Origin of the sequence: Nocardia sp. NPDC059691 (assembly GCF_042733915.1) — a bacterium.
Classification (GTDB): Bacteria; Actinomycetota; Actinomycetes; order Mycobacteriales; family Mycobacteriaceae; genus Nocardia; species Nocardia sichangensis.
Genome location: NZ_JBHWFB010000008.1, coordinates 173,459 through 190,025 on the forward strand (window position 1 = coordinate 173,459; position 16,567 = coordinate 190,025).

The 16,567-nt window shown below is 70.4% G+C and carries 11 protein-coding genes and 1 other RNA gene; 6 read left to right on the forward strand and 6 right to left on the reverse strand.

Annotated elements, in window-relative coordinates:
• The first annotated feature begins 226 nt into the window (after nucleotides 1-226).
• A complete protein-coding gene (locus ACFV2O_RS19365) occupies nucleotides 227-2,698 on the forward strand; it encodes an FAD-dependent monooxygenase (protein WP_379252988.1) in 2,472 nt (823 codons plus the stop codon).
• Nucleotides 2,699-2,876: 178 nt separating this feature from the next.
• Nucleotides 2,877-10,112, forward strand: a complete 7,236-nt coding sequence (locus ACFV2O_RS19370; protein WP_379252989.1) for an amino acid adenylation domain-containing protein — start codon at nucleotides 2,877-2,879, stop codon at nucleotides 10,110-10,112.
• A 7-nt stretch (nucleotides 10,113-10,119) separates the two neighbouring features.
• Here ACFV2O_RS19370 and ACFV2O_RS19375 read toward each other — a convergent pair whose 3' ends face one another.
• Nucleotides 10,120-10,935 (reverse strand): helix-turn-helix domain-containing protein, encoded by an 816-nt coding sequence (locus ACFV2O_RS19375; RefSeq protein WP_379252990.1) that lies wholly within the window; start codon nucleotides 10,933-10,935, stop codon nucleotides 10,120-10,122.
• 129 nt (nucleotides 10,936-11,064) lie between these two features.
• On the opposite strand from ACFV2O_RS19375, the gene ACFV2O_RS19380 reads away from it, so the two are divergent.
• From ACFV2O_RS19380 to ACFV2O_RS19390, 3 genes are all read left to right on the forward strand, one after another.
• Nucleotides 11,065-11,472: a hypothetical protein gene (locus tag ACFV2O_RS19380; protein WP_379252991.1), complete on the forward strand. Its 408-nt coding sequence runs from the start codon at nucleotides 11,065-11,067 to the stop codon at nucleotides 11,470-11,472.
• Nucleotides 11,473-11,656: 184 nt separating this feature from the next.
• Nucleotides 11,657-12,238, forward strand: a complete 582-nt coding sequence (locus ACFV2O_RS19385) for a GNAT family N-acetyltransferase (RefSeq protein ID WP_379252992.1) — start codon at nucleotides 11,657-11,659, stop codon at nucleotides 12,236-12,238.
• Nucleotides 12,235-13,194, forward strand: coding sequence for a hypothetical protein (locus ACFV2O_RS19390; protein ID WP_379252993.1), 960 nt, complete (start codon nucleotides 12,235-12,237; stop codon nucleotides 13,192-13,194). Before ACFV2O_RS19385 ends, ACFV2O_RS19390 begins: the two co-directional genes overlap by 4 nt.
• Before the next feature lie 4 nt (nucleotides 13,195-13,198).
• On the opposite strand, the gene ACFV2O_RS19395 is transcribed toward ACFV2O_RS19390, so the two are convergent.
• The 4 genes from ACFV2O_RS19395 to ACFV2O_RS19410 form a co-directional block, all read right to left on the reverse strand.
• The gene (locus ACFV2O_RS19395) at nucleotides 13,199-13,660 is read right to left on the reverse strand and encodes a GNAT family N-acetyltransferase (RefSeq protein WP_355072794.1); all 462 of its coding nucleotides are present in this window, start codon (nucleotides 13,658-13,660) and stop codon (nucleotides 13,199-13,201) included.
• Between the two features lie 48 nt (nucleotides 13,661-13,708).
• Nucleotides 13,709-14,281, reverse strand: coding sequence for an NUDIX hydrolase (locus ACFV2O_RS19400; RefSeq protein ID WP_379252994.1), 573 nt, complete (start codon nucleotides 14,279-14,281; stop codon nucleotides 13,709-13,711).
• A 32-nt stretch (nucleotides 14,282-14,313) separates the two neighbouring features.
• A complete protein-coding gene (locus ACFV2O_RS19405; protein WP_355072797.1) occupies nucleotides 14,314-14,601 on the reverse strand; it encodes a hypothetical protein in 288 nt (95 codons plus the stop codon).
• Nucleotides 14,602-14,694: 93 nt separating this feature from the next.
• Nucleotides 14,695-15,582 (reverse strand): alpha/beta fold hydrolase, encoded by an 888-nt coding sequence (locus ACFV2O_RS19410; RefSeq protein ID WP_355072799.1) that lies wholly within the window; start codon nucleotides 15,580-15,582, stop codon nucleotides 14,695-14,697.
• Nucleotides 15,583-15,618: 36 nt separating this feature from the next.
• On the opposite strand from ACFV2O_RS19410, the gene rnpB reads away from it, so the two are divergent.
• Nucleotides 15,619-16,032: RNase P RNA component class A (rnpB, locus tag ACFV2O_RS19415), an RNA gene on the forward strand.
• A 97-nt stretch (nucleotides 16,033-16,129) separates the two neighbouring features.
• On the opposite strand, the gene ACFV2O_RS19420 is transcribed toward rnpB, so the two are convergent.
• Nucleotides 16,130-16,498 (reverse strand): hypothetical protein, encoded by a 369-nt coding sequence (locus ACFV2O_RS19420; RefSeq protein ID WP_379252995.1) that lies wholly within the window; start codon nucleotides 16,496-16,498, stop codon nucleotides 16,130-16,132.
• Nucleotides 16,499-16,567 lie beyond the last annotated feature (69 nt).

Genomic DNA, 16,567 nt, shown 5'->3' on the forward strand with positions numbered 1-16,567 from the left:
GCGATGCGGTGAATCTCACTTCAACTCGGCCTTGCGCGCCGAGTAGCGGTAGGCTTCCGGACGGTCAGGCACAGGCGTCCTAGCTGCCTGCCTGGTCGGGGTCGACGCAGTGACCTCGGTCAGTGCTGCTCAGCGGGACGGTTTCGCGCGGGCAGAGTGGCCCGCGGGCCGCGTCGCGGCGGGAACCACCTGTGCCGTCGAGTGGTTCGATGAGAGTGCAGGTTCGATGAGCAGTCCGATCAAGGTTGTCGTTCTCGGGGCAGGGATCGGAGGACTCACCACCGCGGCCGCCCTGCGGCATGCGGGATTCGGCGTCGAACTATACGAAGCGGGCCCGGAACTGCGGGCCCAGGGCTTCGGACTTTCCGTGCAGGCCAACGGAATCAACGCACTGCGCACGTTGGGTCTCGGCATCGACGAGCAGCTGCTCGACCGCGGCGGCCGGGTCGAGACCTTCCGTTTCTGCAACCCCGACGGCAGCCCGATCCGGGTGCTCCCGGTGCATCGGCTCGACGCCCAGCTCGGCGCACCCGCCGTGGCGCTGCACCGCACCGACCTGCACGACGTGCTGCTGAGCGCGATCGGCGACACGCCGACTTTCGTCGGCGCGCAGGCCACCCGCTTCGTCGACGACGGCGAGCACGTGCGCGTCGAGTTCGCCGACGGCCGGGTCGCCGAGGGCGATCTGCTCGTGGGCGCCGACGGTATCCACTCGGTGGTGCGCGCCCAGTTGCACGGTCGCGCCGAGCCGCGGCCCGGCGATTTCGTCTGCTGGCTGGCCTGCATCCCGTTCGAGCACCCCAATGTCGCGCGCGGATTGTCGGCGCACTTCTGGGGCACCGGAATGCGTTTCGGCATCCACGACATCGGTCACGGCCGGGTGTACTGGTGGGGCACCAAGACGCTCCCCGCCGACGAGGCCGCCAACTGGCAGGGCGACAAGGAAGACCTACTGCGCTTGTACGCCGACTGGGCGCCGGAGGTGCGCGCCTGCATCGAGCAGACCGACGAAGCGGCGATCCTGGCCGTGCCCGCTCAGGACCGCCCGCCGCTGGCGCAGTGGGGCCGCGGCCGGGTGACGCTGCTCGGCGACGCGGCGCACCCGATGCTGCCCAGCCTCGGCCAGGGCGCCAACGCCGCGATCGAGGACGCGGTGGTGCTGGCCAGTGTGCTGCGCAACTCCCTGGATCCGGTCGCGGGCCTGCGTCGTTACGAGAAGTTGCGCGCCGACCGCACCGCCATGTTCGTGAACGGATCGGCTTCGCTGGCGAAGATCGAGCAGACCACCGACCCACGCCTGGTGCGGGTGCGCGACACCTACTTCCGCCACGCGCCCACCGAATTCTTCCTGCGTGAACTCGGCAAGCCGATGTCGTTCCCGGCGCCGGACGGGCCGACGGCGCGGCTGCCGCGTCCGCTCTCGCCGGTCGAGCGCTGGCACTGGATCGCCGATCAGCTGGCACCGCTGCACATCCTGTCGCGGGTGCGCATTCGTGGCCACGTCGAAGCCGACCGGATTCGCGCGGGCTTGGACGAAGTACAGCGCCGACATCCGCTCTTGCGGGTCGCCGTCGCCGCCGAACCGGACGGCACCGCACCGCGTTTCGTGCCGGTGCAAGCGCCGATCCCGCTGCGCGTGATCGAATCCGAGGACAGCACGAACTGGCTGACCGAGGCCGACGAGGTGGAGCTGCGCGAGCCGTTCGACTGGCGCACCGGCCCGCTGGCCAGGGCGGTGCTGATCAAGGAGACCGACGGCACCAACGAGCTGATCGTCACGCTGCACTACGCCATCGCCGACGGCGAGAGCGCGTTGTCGGTGGCCAAGCAGGTGCTCCAAGTGGCCGCCGGGGAAGGGGGCGACTTCTCGCCCGCGCCGGTCCGGCCGGGCCCGGAAGAACTGTTCCCCCCGCGCTTCCAAGGTGCGGGCGGTGCGCTGCGCACCGCGGGATCTTTCCTGCGCGACCAGAAGTCGCAGCTGCGCAAGCCGCGCAGGCTGGAGCCGACCAGGCTCGCCCCGCCCGCACAGCGGCGCAGCCGGGTGGTGCACCGCAGCCTCGACGGCGACCAGTTGGAGGCGCTCACCGCGGGCTGCGCCCGCCACGGCGTCGGCCTGCAGGCCGCACTCTCCGCCGCGCTGCTGACCGCGGCGGCCAGGGAGGCGGGCACCGACAAGGCCGCCTGGTACACCGTCGGCAGCTCGGTCAACTTCCGTGACCATCTCGACGGCGCCGCGGGCGACACCGAGGTCGGCACCTATCAGGGCATGATCGCCACCCCGGCGAAGTACGCGCCGTGGGCTTCGCTGTGGGAGATCGCCACAGAGATCGAGCGCGAGTACGGTGCGCGGATGGACCGGCGCGATCACTTGTCCGCGTTGAACCTGCTGAAGGTGGCCGCGCCGAAGTCGGTGGCCGCCAGCGCGTCCACGGTGAAACTCATGGACACTCGCGGCCCGGGACATCTCTGTATGACCTACCTTGGCGACTACCCGTTCCCGGCCAAGATCGGCTCCTGGCAGCTGGAGGGCGCGCAGTTCGTCTCCGGCATGTCCGTCAGCGGCTTCATCATGGCCACCGCCAATGCGACGCACAACGAGCTGTCCCTCAACATCGGCTACGTCGAGCCAGCGGTATCACGTGACCGCGCCGACCGTCTGGCCGACGAAAGCGTGCGCGCGCTGCTGTCAGCTTGCTGACCGGCCCGCATACACCGCGATAACAACAGCAGAGTCGCGGCATCGGCAGTGCCGATGCCGTGATTCGCGATATCGATAACTGGATAAGTGTGGTAGCAGCTTTGCGTGTCAGCGATCAGGGTGGGCTCGAGTAGATCCGCGCACGGCCGGTGCCGCGACTGTCGCGATAGGAGTGACTGTGACATTCGAACCGAGTGCTACTTCCGAGAGACCCCCCGAAGCCTGGCCGGTCAGCGCGTACCAACGCGATGTCTTGTCGGTCGCCTACCGGTATGCCCCGGCGCCGGTCACCCGAAACGCCTACTGCGCGTTCATGGACGAACCGTTCGACATGGACCGGTTGCGGGCCGTGGTGCGCAGGGCGCTGCTCGCCGACGAGGCGCTGCGCCTGCGGTTCGAGTTCTCCGAAGGCCGCTTCTGGCAGTGGGTCTCCGACGAGCTACCCGAGGTCGAGCTGGTCGATCTCAGTTGGGCGTCGGACCCGGCCGCGGCGCGCCGCGACTGGGTGAACCGGGCCAATGTGACGCCGTCCCCGCCCCGGCAGCCGTTCCGGATCGCCGCGCTGGTCGACGGGCCCGACCACTTCCATCTCTACGTGGCGATGCACCACGCGATGATCGACGGCTGGGGCGTGAACGCGCTCTGGAGCGCCCTGGTCGACAACTACAGCCGCACCGACCTCTCGCTCGAGCAGCTCGCCGAGCCGGATCCGTTCACCGAGCAGACCGACCGCGGCGCGGCGACCTATCGCGAGATCGCCGCCGAGCACGAGGAGTATCTGTCCTCCCCGCAGTGGGTGGCGGACCGCGACGCGCTGGTGCGTCGCTTCGAGGGAGTGGTCCCCGCGCTGTTCTCCGGACGTGCGAGCACCCCCAACGTCGACCGGGGACGCCGGCGCGTGGTGGTGGAACCCGCGTTTCTCGACCGCATTCGCGCCACCGGCTTCTCCGTCTTCGCGTTCACGGTTTCGGCGCTGGCCGCCTACCTGACCACCATTCACCGCTCCGAAGAGGTGGTGATCGGCGTCCCGATGCTCAACCGGCACAGCGCGGAGACCTTCCGCACCGCCGGGCACCGGACGAATGTGGTGCCACTGCGCATCCGGGTCGACCCCGCCGAGCCGCTGTCGGCGGTCGCCTCGGAAGTGGCCGCGCAGATCCGGGAACTCAAGCGCTACGAGCGTTTTCCCTACGGTGACCTGGCACGTGCCCTCAGCAGCGATCCCACGGCGCCGCCGCTGTTCGACGTGGCGTACTCCTATATCAAGATGCCGCCGTCGGATCACCTCGACAAGATTCTCGGCACCCTCGACATCGTCAACCCGGGCACGGTGCTCGAGGCACTGAACATCCTCGGCGTCGAGCACGCGCGCGACGGCTCGCTGAACCTCCAGCTCTACTACGACAAGGACGTCTTCGACGAGAATTTCCCGTTCGAGTCGGTCGTGCGCGGCGTCGGTGCGCTGGTGGTGGCGGCGCTGGACCGGCCTGAGGCGCCGATCTCGGACTTGCCGCTGATGTCGCGGCGGGAGCAGGCGGCCGTCGCCGCGTTCGAATCCGGACCGCGCGAGGAATTCCCGTACACGACGATCGACCGGCTGATCGCCGACGCGGCCGCGCGGCATCCGGACCGGATCGCGATCGAACCGGTCGCCGGGTCCGGGGAGCAGCCGCTGCGCTACGCCGAATTGTCCGCGCTGGCCGACGGTTTCGCCGCGAGGCTGCACGCGTTGGGCGCGACCGGCAACGAATGCGTCCCGGTGGTACTGCCCCGCTCGACGGAGATGCTCGTCGCGATCTTCGGTGCGCTGCGGGCCGGTTGCGCCTATGTGCCGCTCGACCCCGACTTCCCGGCCGCTCGTATCGAGACCGTGCTCGCCGACTGCGGGGCACGATTCGTCGTGGCGGGGCCGGAGCATCGAGCGGTTTTCGACAGGCTGGGCGTCACGAGGATCACGGTGGCCGACACCGTCCCGGCGCGGGGTATCGAAAACGTCTCGCATCCAGCGGATCTCAGCTACCTCATCTACACGTCCGGTTCCACGGGCGTGCCCAAGGGCGTGATGATCGAGCACCGGTCGGTGGTGAACCGCCTGACCTGGATGCAGCGACGCTACCCACTACACGATTCGGACGTGATCCTGCAGAAGACGCCGGTGACCTTCGACGTCTCGGTGTGGGAGCTGTTCTGGTGGGCGATCACCGGCGCCAAAGTGGCGCTGCTGGAACCTGGCGGCGAGCGCGATCCGCGCCGCATCGCCGACGCGATCGCCGCACACGGCGTGACGGTGCTGCACTTCGTGCCCTCCATGCTGGCCGCGTTCGTCGACGAACTCGCGGCCGACCCCGCCACGGTCGCCCGCATCGGCAGCGTGCGACGGGTCTTCTGCAGCGGCGAGGCGCTACCCCCGGCGCTCGTGCGCCGGTTCCACGCGGTCTTCGCCGCGGCCGGGGCGTCGGCGCCGCAGCTGGTGAATCTCTACGGACCCACCGAGGCCACCGTCGACGTCTCCTATTTCGACTGCCCCGCCGACGATCCGCTCGACGTGGTGCCGATCGGCCGCCCGATCGACAACATCGACTTGCTCGTGCTCGATCACATCGGCCGCCGGGTGCCGGTCGGCGTGCCGGGGGAGCTGAACATCGCGGGTGTGGGCGTGGCCCGCGGCTATCGCGGCAGGCCCGAGCTGACCGCGGCGGCGTTCGTCGACGATCGCGCGGTGCCGGGGCGCCGCCGGTACCGCACCGGTGACCTGGCGCGCTGGCTGCCGGACGGCAATCTCGAATACCTGGGTCGCTTCGACGATCAGGTGAAGATCCGCGGCAACCGGATCACCCTCGGCGAGGTGCAGAACGCGATGCTCGGCTGCGCCGGGGTGCGTGCGGCGGCCGTGGTGGACGAGGTCTCGGAAGCGCACGGCGTGCAACTGGTCGGCTATTTCGTCGGCGCCGATGTCTCCGGTGAGGAGATCGCCGCGCAGCTGGCGGCCCGGCTGCCCCGCTACATGGTGCCGTCGCGACTGATCCGGGTGGACCGGATTCCGCTGACTCGCAACGGGAAACTGGACCGGCGCGCCCTCGCCGAGCAGCTCGTCCTCGGCCACGGCGGCGAGCCGGTCGCGGGCGCGGAGCCGCGCACCGATGTCGAGACCAGGCTCGCGCAGGTCTGGCGCACCGTGCTGGGCGTCGAGTCGGTCGGCGTGCACGACAACTTCTTCACCCACGGCGGCGATTCCATCCTCGCGCTGGCCGTGCGCACCGCAGCCGAACGCGCCGGGCTCTACTTCGACGTGGACGCCTTCTACCAGGCGCCCACCATCGCGGAGCTGGCCCGCGTCGTGCGCGACGACCGCCACGACGAGCGTGGCCGCGTCGCCGCGCCCCTGGAGACGGTGCCGCTGATCGACCGCGCCGCGCTGCACCAGGCCGAGGACGCGTTCCCGGCAACGGCCCTGCAACTGGGCATGCTGTATCACAGCATCGAGCGCGCCGACTCGGTCACCTACAAGGACGTGTTCCGCTATCGGCTCGAAGTACCCTGGGACGCTTCGCAATTCAGGGATGCCGTGGACCGGCTGGTGCGGCGTCAACCCGCGCTGCGCTCGTCGTTCGAGCTGAGCAGGTATTCGGTTCCGTTGCAGATCGTGCATGTCGCGCCGCCCTACGAACTGGAGATCATCGATCTCGGCGAGATGGACGAGGCGGACGGCGAGGATCTGATCGAGATCTATCTCCAGGAGCGGGCCCACGCCCAGTACGACATCTCACGCGCTCCGCTGTTCGCGATCCGGGTGTTCGTCCGTCCCGGCTCGCAGCAGCCGGTCGGCACGGTGGACCTGGTGCTGAGCTTCCACCACGCCATCCTGGACGGCTGGAGTGTCGCCACGTCGGTGCTGGAACTGCTGCTGGACTACCTCCACCACATCGGCATGACTCGCAACCGAGTCGAGGCCACCCCGCATCCGGCCACCGTGCTCGCCGAGTACGCGCGGGCCGAGCAGAGCGCCGCGCGCGACAGCGCGGCCCGCGCGTACTGGCTGACCGCCCTGGAAGGCGCCGAACCCACCGCGCTCACCGCGCTGGGGGTGCACCAGCCGGTGGTGGCGGGCGTGCCGCAAGCGCGGGCGCTGGTGCCGCGCAGGCTGGCCGAACGGGTCTCCGCGTTCGCCACGCGCCACCAGGTGCCGGAGAAATCGGTGTATCTGGCCGCGCACTGCCTGGCGTTGCGGGCGCTGACCGGCCGCACGGACGTCACCACCGGCGTGGTGAGCCACGGTCGCCCGGACCGGGCCGGCGCCGAACGAGTGGCGGGCCTGTTCCTCAACACGCTGCCGATCCGGTTGGACGGCACCGCGACCACATGGCGCGCGGCGGTAGAGCAGATCGCGCGACGCGAACGCGAGGCCTACCCGTTCCGCCGCTACCCGCTGCGGTCGATCCTCGCCGACGGCGGGCCGGTCTTCGAGACGGCGTTCAACTTCGTCAACTACCACGTCTTCCAGCCCATGCTCGTGCTGGACGGCGTGCGCCTGCTCGATTTCGACGCCCGCGAGGAGACCAACTTCCAACTGCTGGTCACCGCGGCCACCGACCCGCGCGACGGCCGGATGTGGTTGCGGGTGGACGGCGACCACACGCTGACCCCCGAGCAGTGCGAGACCGTGGCGCTCACCCAGTTGCGCATGCTGGCCGGAATCGTCGCCGACCCGGACGCGGCGATCGACCGTGGCGTCGGCCCCGCGACCGCCCGCGACGTGGGCACGCTGGTGGCCGAGGCGGCCGCGCTCGACCCCACCCGCATCGCCCTGGCCGGTGACGAGGAATCGGTCACCTACGACGAGCTGATCGATCGCTCCGACCGGCTGGCCCGGCGTCTGGTCGGGCTCGGGGTGTCGCAGGGCGACCGGGTCGGCATCCTGATGGGGCGCCGCCCGCGGCTGGTGCTGCTCGTGCTCGCGCTGACCAGGATCGGGGCCGCGTGTGTTCCGCTGGATGTCAGCTACCCGCGAGCCAGGCTCAATCTGATGATCGACCGAGCTCGCCCGCACCGGGTGATCGCCGACGCCGCCTATCGCGACATCGTCGACGACGCCGCCTTGGTGCTGGACACCGCCGCGCTCTTCGACGACTCCGTGCCCGACGCGGAAGTGGCGCTGCCCGAACACGTCCCGCCCGACGCGGTGGCCTACGTGCTGTTCACCTCCGGGTCGACCGGCGAGCCCAAGGGCGTCGCCATGCCGCATCGCGGCCTGACCTCTCTCGTGGACTGGCAGAATCGCGCGGCCACCGGCACCGGCCTGCTGAGCACACTGCAGTTGGCGCCGTTGAGTTTCGACGTCTCGTTCCAGGAGATCTTCACCACCCTCGCGGCCGGGTCCACCCTGCGGGTGAGTTCGGCCGATCTGCGATCGAACGTCGAGCAACTGCTGACCACGGTGGTGGAAGAGGGCATCGAACGACTCTTCCTGCCGTACGTGGCCTTGCAGGCCTTCGCCGAGGCGGCCGTGGCGCACCGGATGTTCCCGACCGAACTGAAGGTGCTGATCTCCTCCGGCGAGCAGCTGCGCATCACCGACGAGATCCGCGCCCTGTGCAAGGTGGTTCCCGGCCTGGTGCTGGAAAACCAATACGGTCCCACCGAGTCCCACGTCGCGACCAAGTTCACGCTCACGGGTCCGGCCGACGAGTTCCCCGCGCTGCCGCCCATCGGGCGCGCCGTCGACGGCGACACCGTCGAACTACTCGACAGCGCCCTGCGGCCGGTGCCGGACGGCGTGATCGGCGAGATCTATCTCGGCGGCCGCAGCATCGCCCGCGGCTACGAGGGCAGGCCCGCGCTCACCGCGCAGCGGTTCGTCGCGACGCACGCGGGCGGAATCCGCTACCGCACCGGCGATCTCGGCGTCCGGCTGTTCTCCGGCGACATCGTCTGCCTGGGACGCAGCGACAGCCAGGTGAAGATCCGCGGGTTCCGGGTGGAGCCGGCCGAAGTCGAGCTGTGCATCCTGAGCTTGGTCGAGAAGTTCCCCGGCATCACCGAGGCCGCAGTGGTGGCGCGCGGTTTCGGCGGCATAGACGGCTCGCTGATCGCCTTCCTGGTCGGCGCGCCCGAGCAGACCGACCTCGCCGCGTTGCGGCACGACCTGCGCTCGATGCTGCCCGCGCACATGGTGCCGTCGCGGTTCGCCTGGCTCGATGAGCTGCCCCGCACGCCCAGCGGCAAGCGCGACGACGCGACGCTGCGCGCCTACGGCGAGGACGCGACGGAAACCGTGTCGGCGCGGCGGGAGCCCGCCGACGAGTACGAGCGGTCGGCGGTCGAACTGCTCGCCGAGTACGCGGGACTGCGCGCCATCGGTGTGGACGACGACTTCTTCGCGGCGGGCGGCACCTCGATCGGGGCGATGCGCGTGGTGATGGCGCTGTCGCGCCGGTGGGGCGTCGAGGTGCCGCTGGACGCGTTCATCGGCGCGCCCACCGCCGCCGGGATCGCCACCCTGGTGCGGGCGGGCGCCGTGCAACGCACATTCGACCCGCTGGTGCCGATCAGCGTCGGCGGCAGCAAGCCACCGCTGTTCCTGGTGCACCCGATCGGCGGAAACGTGCTGTGCTACCTGGCCCTCGCGCGTTATCTGGATCCGGATCGCCCGATCTACGGGTTGCAGGCGGCAGGCGCGGATTCCGGTAGCGCCCCGGAGAAGACCATTCCCGCGATGACGGAGTCGTACCTGCAGGCGGTGCGGCGGGTGCATCCGAAGGGGCCGTATCACTTGGCGGGTTGGTCGTTCGGCGGCTACGTCGCGTTGGAGATGGCCCGCCAGCTGCCCGAGCACGAGGTCTCGAGTGTGACGCTGCTGGACACCATGGCGCTGCGCGCACGCACCCGGACCCCGATTCCGGAGGAGAAGCTCATCCGGTGGTTCTTCCTCGAGCTGCTGTGGTACGCGCGGGGAAGCCGCTCCGCCCTGGTCGATTTCGAGCCCGGCGTGCACAATTCCGAGGATCTGTTCGCGGCGATGCTGGCGGAGTCGGTGCGGTCGGGCATCCTGCCCGCCGACAGTTCGCCGCAGGCGATCCGGCGGCTCTACGAGGTGTTCTTCGCCAACTACTCGGCCATGCTGGACTACAAGCTCGAGCCGTACCAGCGCGACATCACGCTGCTGCGCGCCACCGAGGGTCTGCCGCCGGGCGTCGACCTGGCGCACAAGACCGTCGGCAGCATGTTCGACAGCGCCGACAACGGCTGGAAGCTGTACGCGGCGCGCAGGTTCACGGTGATCGATGTGCCGGGCGATCACCTGAACATGATGACCGAGCCGAACATCGGCGAGCTGGGGCTGCGGTTGGACGAGGTGCTGTCGGCCGCCGATCCCGACCTGGACCGCGAGTGGGACGAGTCCATGCTGGACGCCTGAGGTCCGCTCACGACTTCGCCGCGGCCGCCGCCCCGCGCAGCGCGGCCGCGGTGAAGTCGTCCAGGGGATAGAACAATTCGATGGCCAGCTCCGACAGCGTCACGTCGGCCGGAGCGCCGAAGGTCGCCATCGTGCTGAACATCGACAGTTCGCCCGCCGGGGTGCTGATCCGGATCGGCACCTCGAACGGGCTGGACGGTAAGCCGGTCCGCGCCTCCGCCTCCGTCCCCGGCGGATCGGGGTAGCCGGAGACCTCGTCGTAGAGTGCGGTCAGTTCCGCGTCACCGCTCGCGCTGACCTGCCTGGCCAGCCGCTCCAGGAACAGCTCGCGCACCTGGGTGCGGTTGGCCAACCGGGCCGAGAGCCCGTCCGGGTGCAGCACCAGCCGGTAGACGTTGGGCCGGGGCGCGCGGACGTGCTCGGGGACGCCGTCCATCAGCACGCGCATCGCCGCGTTGCCCACCACCACGTTCCACAGCCGATCGATGACCACCGCCGGATACGGTTCGTGGGCGGTCAGCATGGTGTCCAGCGCGGAGCGGACCGACGCGAGATGGGCGTCTTCGAGGCTGCTCTCCCGGTAGGCGGGCGCGAAACCGGCCGCGACGAGCAGGGTGTTGCGTTCGCGCAGCGGCACCTCCAGCGTGTCGCACAGCCGCAGCACCATCGCCCGGCTGGGCGCGGCTCGGCCGGTCTCCACGTAGGACAGGTGCCGCGCCGAGGTGTCCGCGGCCAGCGCCAGGTCGAGCTGGCTCAGCCTGCGCCGTTGCCGCCATTCCCGCAGCAGGATGCCCGCTCTCGACTGTGTCCGCACCGAAGTCACCCGGTCAGCTAAGCATCCCGGCGCGCGGTGCGGCCATGACCTCGGAGGTTATTGAGACGCCCATCTCCGGGCAGCAGGGTTGGTGCCGGGAGCCGATCGGCCCCGCCGGATCGACCACGGGAGTACGACATGAGACCCACCACCCTGGCTCGCCGCGACGGCGGCGCCGCGTTCCTGTGCTCCGCATTGCGCGTGGACGGCTGGAGCACCGGGATCTTCGGCGGGGTGTTGCTCGCCGGAGCCGGACTGCTGCGCGACCCGCTGGGGGTACCGACGGGCTGGTGCCTCGCGTTCGGCGTCGTCATGCTCGGCGGCGCGCTCGCGTTGCTGTCGATCGCCCGGCGCCCGGCGGTCGCCGCGCGCTACGCGGGGGCGGTGGTCACGGTCAACGCGCTCTCCGCGGCGGGGATGATCGGGCTGGCCGGTTCGGGATTCTTCGCGTTGACCGGGCTCGGCGTCGCATTCCTACTCGTCGGAGCGGCGGCGGTGGCGACCTTCGCCGGGCTGGAGTTCGCCGGACTGCGCAGGCTCGGATGAGCGCCGTGCTCGATGACGACCGGTCCCGCCGCGCCGACGAAGCGACCCGCGCGGCTGCTCCGGACACCCTTGCCGGTTCGAGGTTACGAGGATCGGGTTGCTCGTCGCCGATGTCGCGGTGACAGCGCCTCGCCGTGGTCGAATTCCGTTGTGCACGAACCGTGGACCGGGTAGAGACGTGCGGATGGACGTTTCGATATTCGGGATCAGATTGCTCGCGCCCGATGACTGGGCGGTGTTCCGGCGCGTCCGGCTCGCGGCGCTGACCGACGCGCCGCAGTTCTTCGGTACCACCCTGGCCGAGGCGCGGGCCCGCACCGAAAGCGACTGGCGGCGCGCCCTGTCGGACCGGGCGCAGTTCGTGGCTGAGTCGGGCGGGACCGAAGTGGGCACCGTCGCGGGCATGCTCGACCCGGAACACGGTGGCGTGCACCTGATCTCGATGTGGGTGGCGCCGCGGGCACGGGGGACCGGCGTGTCCGACCGGCTGGTCGGCGCGGTGCTCGACTGGGCGGTCGCGGGCGGACACGACGTCGTCCGTTTGGAGTTCGCCGAGCACAATGCCTTCGCGGAGCGGCTGTATCTGCGCAATGGCTTCGTGCGGACCGGGGTGAGCGGGCCGATGGCCCCTGGCGACCCGCGACGGGAATTCGAGATGGCGTGGCGGCCGTCCCGTTTGTCCGCCCCTTCGCAGGGTATCCGGGCCGCGACGGCATCCGAGACGCCCGTCCCGCACCGCGACGCCGAGCACAGGAGACAGCCATGAACAAGCGCAAGCCCACGGACAAGGGACCCGACGACGTGCAGGACACCGCCGACGTCTCCGGTAACCGGTCGGCCGGAACCGGGCAACCGGCCGAGGGTGCGGCGCACGGGGGCCGGGAGCCGGAGCCGGGCGCCACTCGGCGCGCGGCAGGCACGCCCGGCGACTCCGACGAAGGCGGCGCGGGAGCACCGGCCACGGGGAGTGCGGCGCAGGTCTCGGAAGACGCGTCCGTGCAGGTCACCGTCGCCGCCGACGCGGCGGCGACGGTGACCTCGGGGAAGGTTCCGACCGGCACGGCCCCGCAGGCGGGCGGCACGCCTGATGCGGAGGAGTCCGTGACTGCCGGTACGGCTTCGCAGGCGGGCAGCGCGTCTGGTGCGGGGGAGCCGCTGTCTTCGGGGGAGGTTCCGACCGGCACGGCCCCGCAGGCGGGCGGCACGCCTGATGCGGGCGAGTCCGTGAGTACCGGCGCGGCCCCGCAGGCGGACAACGCGCCCGGTGCGGCGGAGACGGTGTCTTCGGCGGAGATTGCGACCGGTGCGGCCCCGCAGACTGGCGGTACCGCCGATGCGGCGGCGGTGTCTGCGGCGGCGGCTGCGCAGGAGGGCCGCACGACTGGTGCGGCGGAGCCGGTGACTCCGGCCGATGCGGCTGCGCAGGCGAGTAGCGCTCCTGGTGCGGCGGAAAAGCCGGAATCCACCGGGAGGCACGCGGCCGGAGCCGGGAGTCGTGAGCAGACGCCGGTCGGGGAGTCGGTTCGACGCGCGGCCGAGCGCGCCGAACGAGTCCAGGCGGACGCCGCCACCGCCGCCGAACGCGGCGCGGCGGGAATTCCCGGCCCGGTGGCGCACCCGGGCCGCACCCTGTTGGAGACGCTCCGCGACAAGCCCGTCCTCGCTGCGATTCCCGCCTCGGTCCTGGCTTTCATTTTCTGGCGCGCGTTCCGTCGAGGCTGACCCCTTACACGCGCCGCCGGTAGAACTGCCGAGATCCGCCCTCTGGCCCGGGATCCGCCTCCTCCGCGGGATGGAAGCCCAGGTTCTCGTAGAACGCGCGCGCACCACTGGCGACCGCGCCGGGATGGTCGGGCCCGAAGGTGACCACTTCGAGCGTGCCGGGAGTCGGCACGTAACGGCGGATCGCGTCCGTGGTCAGCGCCCGGCCGATCCCGTGCCCGCGCGCCTGTTCCGCGACGACCAGCCAATGCACCCGGTAGGTCGGCGGGTTCGAGCCGAACAGGATGCCGCCGAGCACTTCCGCCCCCGCGGACCGGGCGACGAGCGCCGTACCGCGCCGCACGTGCCGCAGCACCGCGGCGCGAAATCCGGCATCGTCGGCGGACGCGCCGAACCAGTGCTCGACCTGCCCCGCCAGTTCGAGAAAACCGGCGAGGTCGTCCTCGCGCGCAAGCCTGACAATCATCCGCGCCATCGTGACACCATCGGCCGCCGCCGTCGACTCGAAGGGACCTCAGTCGGCGGCGGGTCGCAGAGCGATGTCGAGCTTGGTGCGGAAACGTCCGAAGTGGGGGTCGGTGTCGTGGAGGGTGAATTCGTCCAGTTCCCACCATCGTTCACCGTCGAACTCGCGCGGATCCAGGGCATGGTCGTCGGCGCGGTCACCGCGGATGACATACCAGAGGCTGACGTCCTCGTGACCGGAGTCCGAGCCGACCGTGGTGGTGACGGTGAGGAACAGCGGGTCGGGCCCGCTGACGTCGAATCGGGCCTCGACGCCGATCTCCTCGGCCGCTTCACGCCGCGCGGTATCGAGCGGATGCTCGCCCGGATCGACGTGCCCTCCGGTCGGCAACCACAACCCGGCGAGGCGATGCTTGCCCAGCAGCACCGCCCGTGCCGCCGGATCGACCAGCACGACATAGCAGACCAGGTGCCGCGGCGGGGTCGCCGGTCTGGCCCGCCGGAAGATGTCGTCGGTCGACGCGAGCCAGGCCAGCGTCGTGTCGATGTGCCGTCGCTCGAGCTCGTCGAGGGGCGCGATCCGACGCACGATCTCGGCGATCGCGGCGGTGGAGGGCTGCATGGCACGGACTGTAGCGCCGGGCACCGACAGGTTCAGCCGTCCAGCACAACGGGTTTCAGCCGGGCCGTGTACGCCGCGGCGCGGTCGAGCGCGTCGGCGGCCGCCGCGAGTTCGATCAGCGCTTCTTCGAAGACTTCGCGTGCCCCGGCGACGCAGTAGCCGGGGGTGGTGAGCGCGCCGATCCCGTCGGTGTCGATCAGCAGCCCGGAATCCGGCAACGCGCCGTAGTCGTCCGCCAGCGCCGCGAGGTCGCGCCGCAACTCGCGTACCCGGTGCAGCAATCGGCCGCGCCGTTGTTCCAGGATCAAGGGATCGATCATCGGTGCCTCGTTTCGATCGACGCGTGCTCTTTCGCAATCTACCGAGCGCGGCACCGATGTGCGGCCCGGCCGCCGGGCCGGGCCGCGAACGCCCTATGGTCGCAGCACCGACACCAAGAATTCGGTTTGGTCGTACACGGTCTTCTCGAAGACCTCGTCGAAATAGATGTCGAAATGCTTGGCGGGATAACGTTTCACCACCGCGTGCTTGGTGCGTTCGGCGGCGCGCAGCGCCGATTTCACCGGCGCGACGGAATCGTCATCGCACAGCGCGTACAGCACCGGCATCTTCAATGCCTTCGCGCGCCGCGCGGGTGCGTCGAAGAGTGCCGAGAACGCCACTCGCGCGGCCACTTTCGGCTCGTAGGTCTCGCTCTCGTCGGTCAGCCTGCGGAAGCCGTCCGGTACGTCGGGCGCGCTCATCAGCGCCGCGGCGCCGCGGCGTCCGGCCAGCCGAATGCCGACCGGCTTGCGCCGGAGCGTTCCGAGCAGCAGGTCGGTGGCCGCGATGGTGGTGACCTTGACCAGGCTGATCGGCCCCTTGGCCAACGCCGAGGACAGGCCGCTGGTGAACGGCACCTGCGCGACCACGGCCGCGATGTAGGCATCGTCCGGTGCGACCGAAAGCACGTGGCCGCCGCCGAACGACGTGCCCCACAACGCGATCCGGGTCGCGTCGATGCCGCGCAGCGTGCGCGCGAACGCGATGGCGGCATGCCAGTCCGCGCGCTGGCGCGCGATGTTCAGCAACTGGCGCGGCGTGCCCTGGCTGGCGCCGAAATGCCGATAGTCGAATACCAGGACCGCCATTCCCGCGGCGGCGAAACGCCGCGCGTACCGATCCAGTCCCATTTCCCGATTGGCCCCCAGGCCGTGTCCCATCACCACTAGCGGGCGGGGTTTGGGTGCGCCGTCCGGGCGATATAGCCACGCCGCGCACTGTTCGCTTCCGGATGGGAAGCCGACCTCGACACGTTCCATGGCCATCAACCGTACCCAGTATCCTGTTCTGGCGGACGAGTTGGTCGGGCGGCCGCGGCGCTGGGAACGGGCACGGCTGTGCCGCCGCCCGGCGCCGAGGAAAGTCCGGACTCCACAGAGCAGGGCGGTTGTTAACGGCAACCCGGGGTGACCCGCGGGAAAGTGCCACAGAAAAGAGACCGCCCACGGCCTAGCGGTCGTGCGGTGAGGGTGAAACGGTGCGGTAAGAGCGCACCAGCGCCCCGGGTGACCGGGGCGGCTCGGTAAACCCCGCCCGGAGCAAGGTCGAAGGCCGCACCGGTTACGGTGCGGCTGCGCAGGCGCTCGAGGGCTGCTCGCCCGAGCCTGCGGGTGGACCGCTCGAGGTACCCGGCAACGGAGTGCCCAGATGGATGGCCGCCTCCCGGCTCAGGCCGGGGACAGGATCCGGCTTACAGACCAACTCGTCCGCCCGCCGGCGCGTGCTCCGCACTCCGGCTCGACTCCGCGCGAGGTCGCGTTCCGCGAGCTCGGCGGGTGTGCGAAGCACGCCGGGATAGCGCGGGGGTCAGCACATCAGTTTGGCCATTTGGTAGATCGCCTTGGCTTCCTCGGCGCTGGGCTGGGTGGCGCCGCCCGCGCGCTTGGTGATGTTCTTGACGACGTCGTCCTCGGATTTGCCCGCTTTGATGTCCCCGCAGGTTTCGGTCAGGATGCTCGCGATCTTCGCGTCGTCCTTGCCCTCGGCCAGCTTGGGGAACGCGCCGCGGAAGCTGACGAGGAACGCGCCCGCCTTCACGCTGTCGACCTGGGCGGCGGCCTGTGCCGTGGTGGTGGCGGACGAGGTGGCATTGCTGGTCTTGTCGTCCCCGCACCCGGTGAGGAGCAGGGCGAAGAGGGTGGCGCTGGCCGCGATGGCGGCGGTAGTTCTTGTCACGGAGCGGCATGCTAGCCGCCTATAACCACCGCCGCCTCCCGTCAGGTTAACGGGAGGCGACGAGCAGTG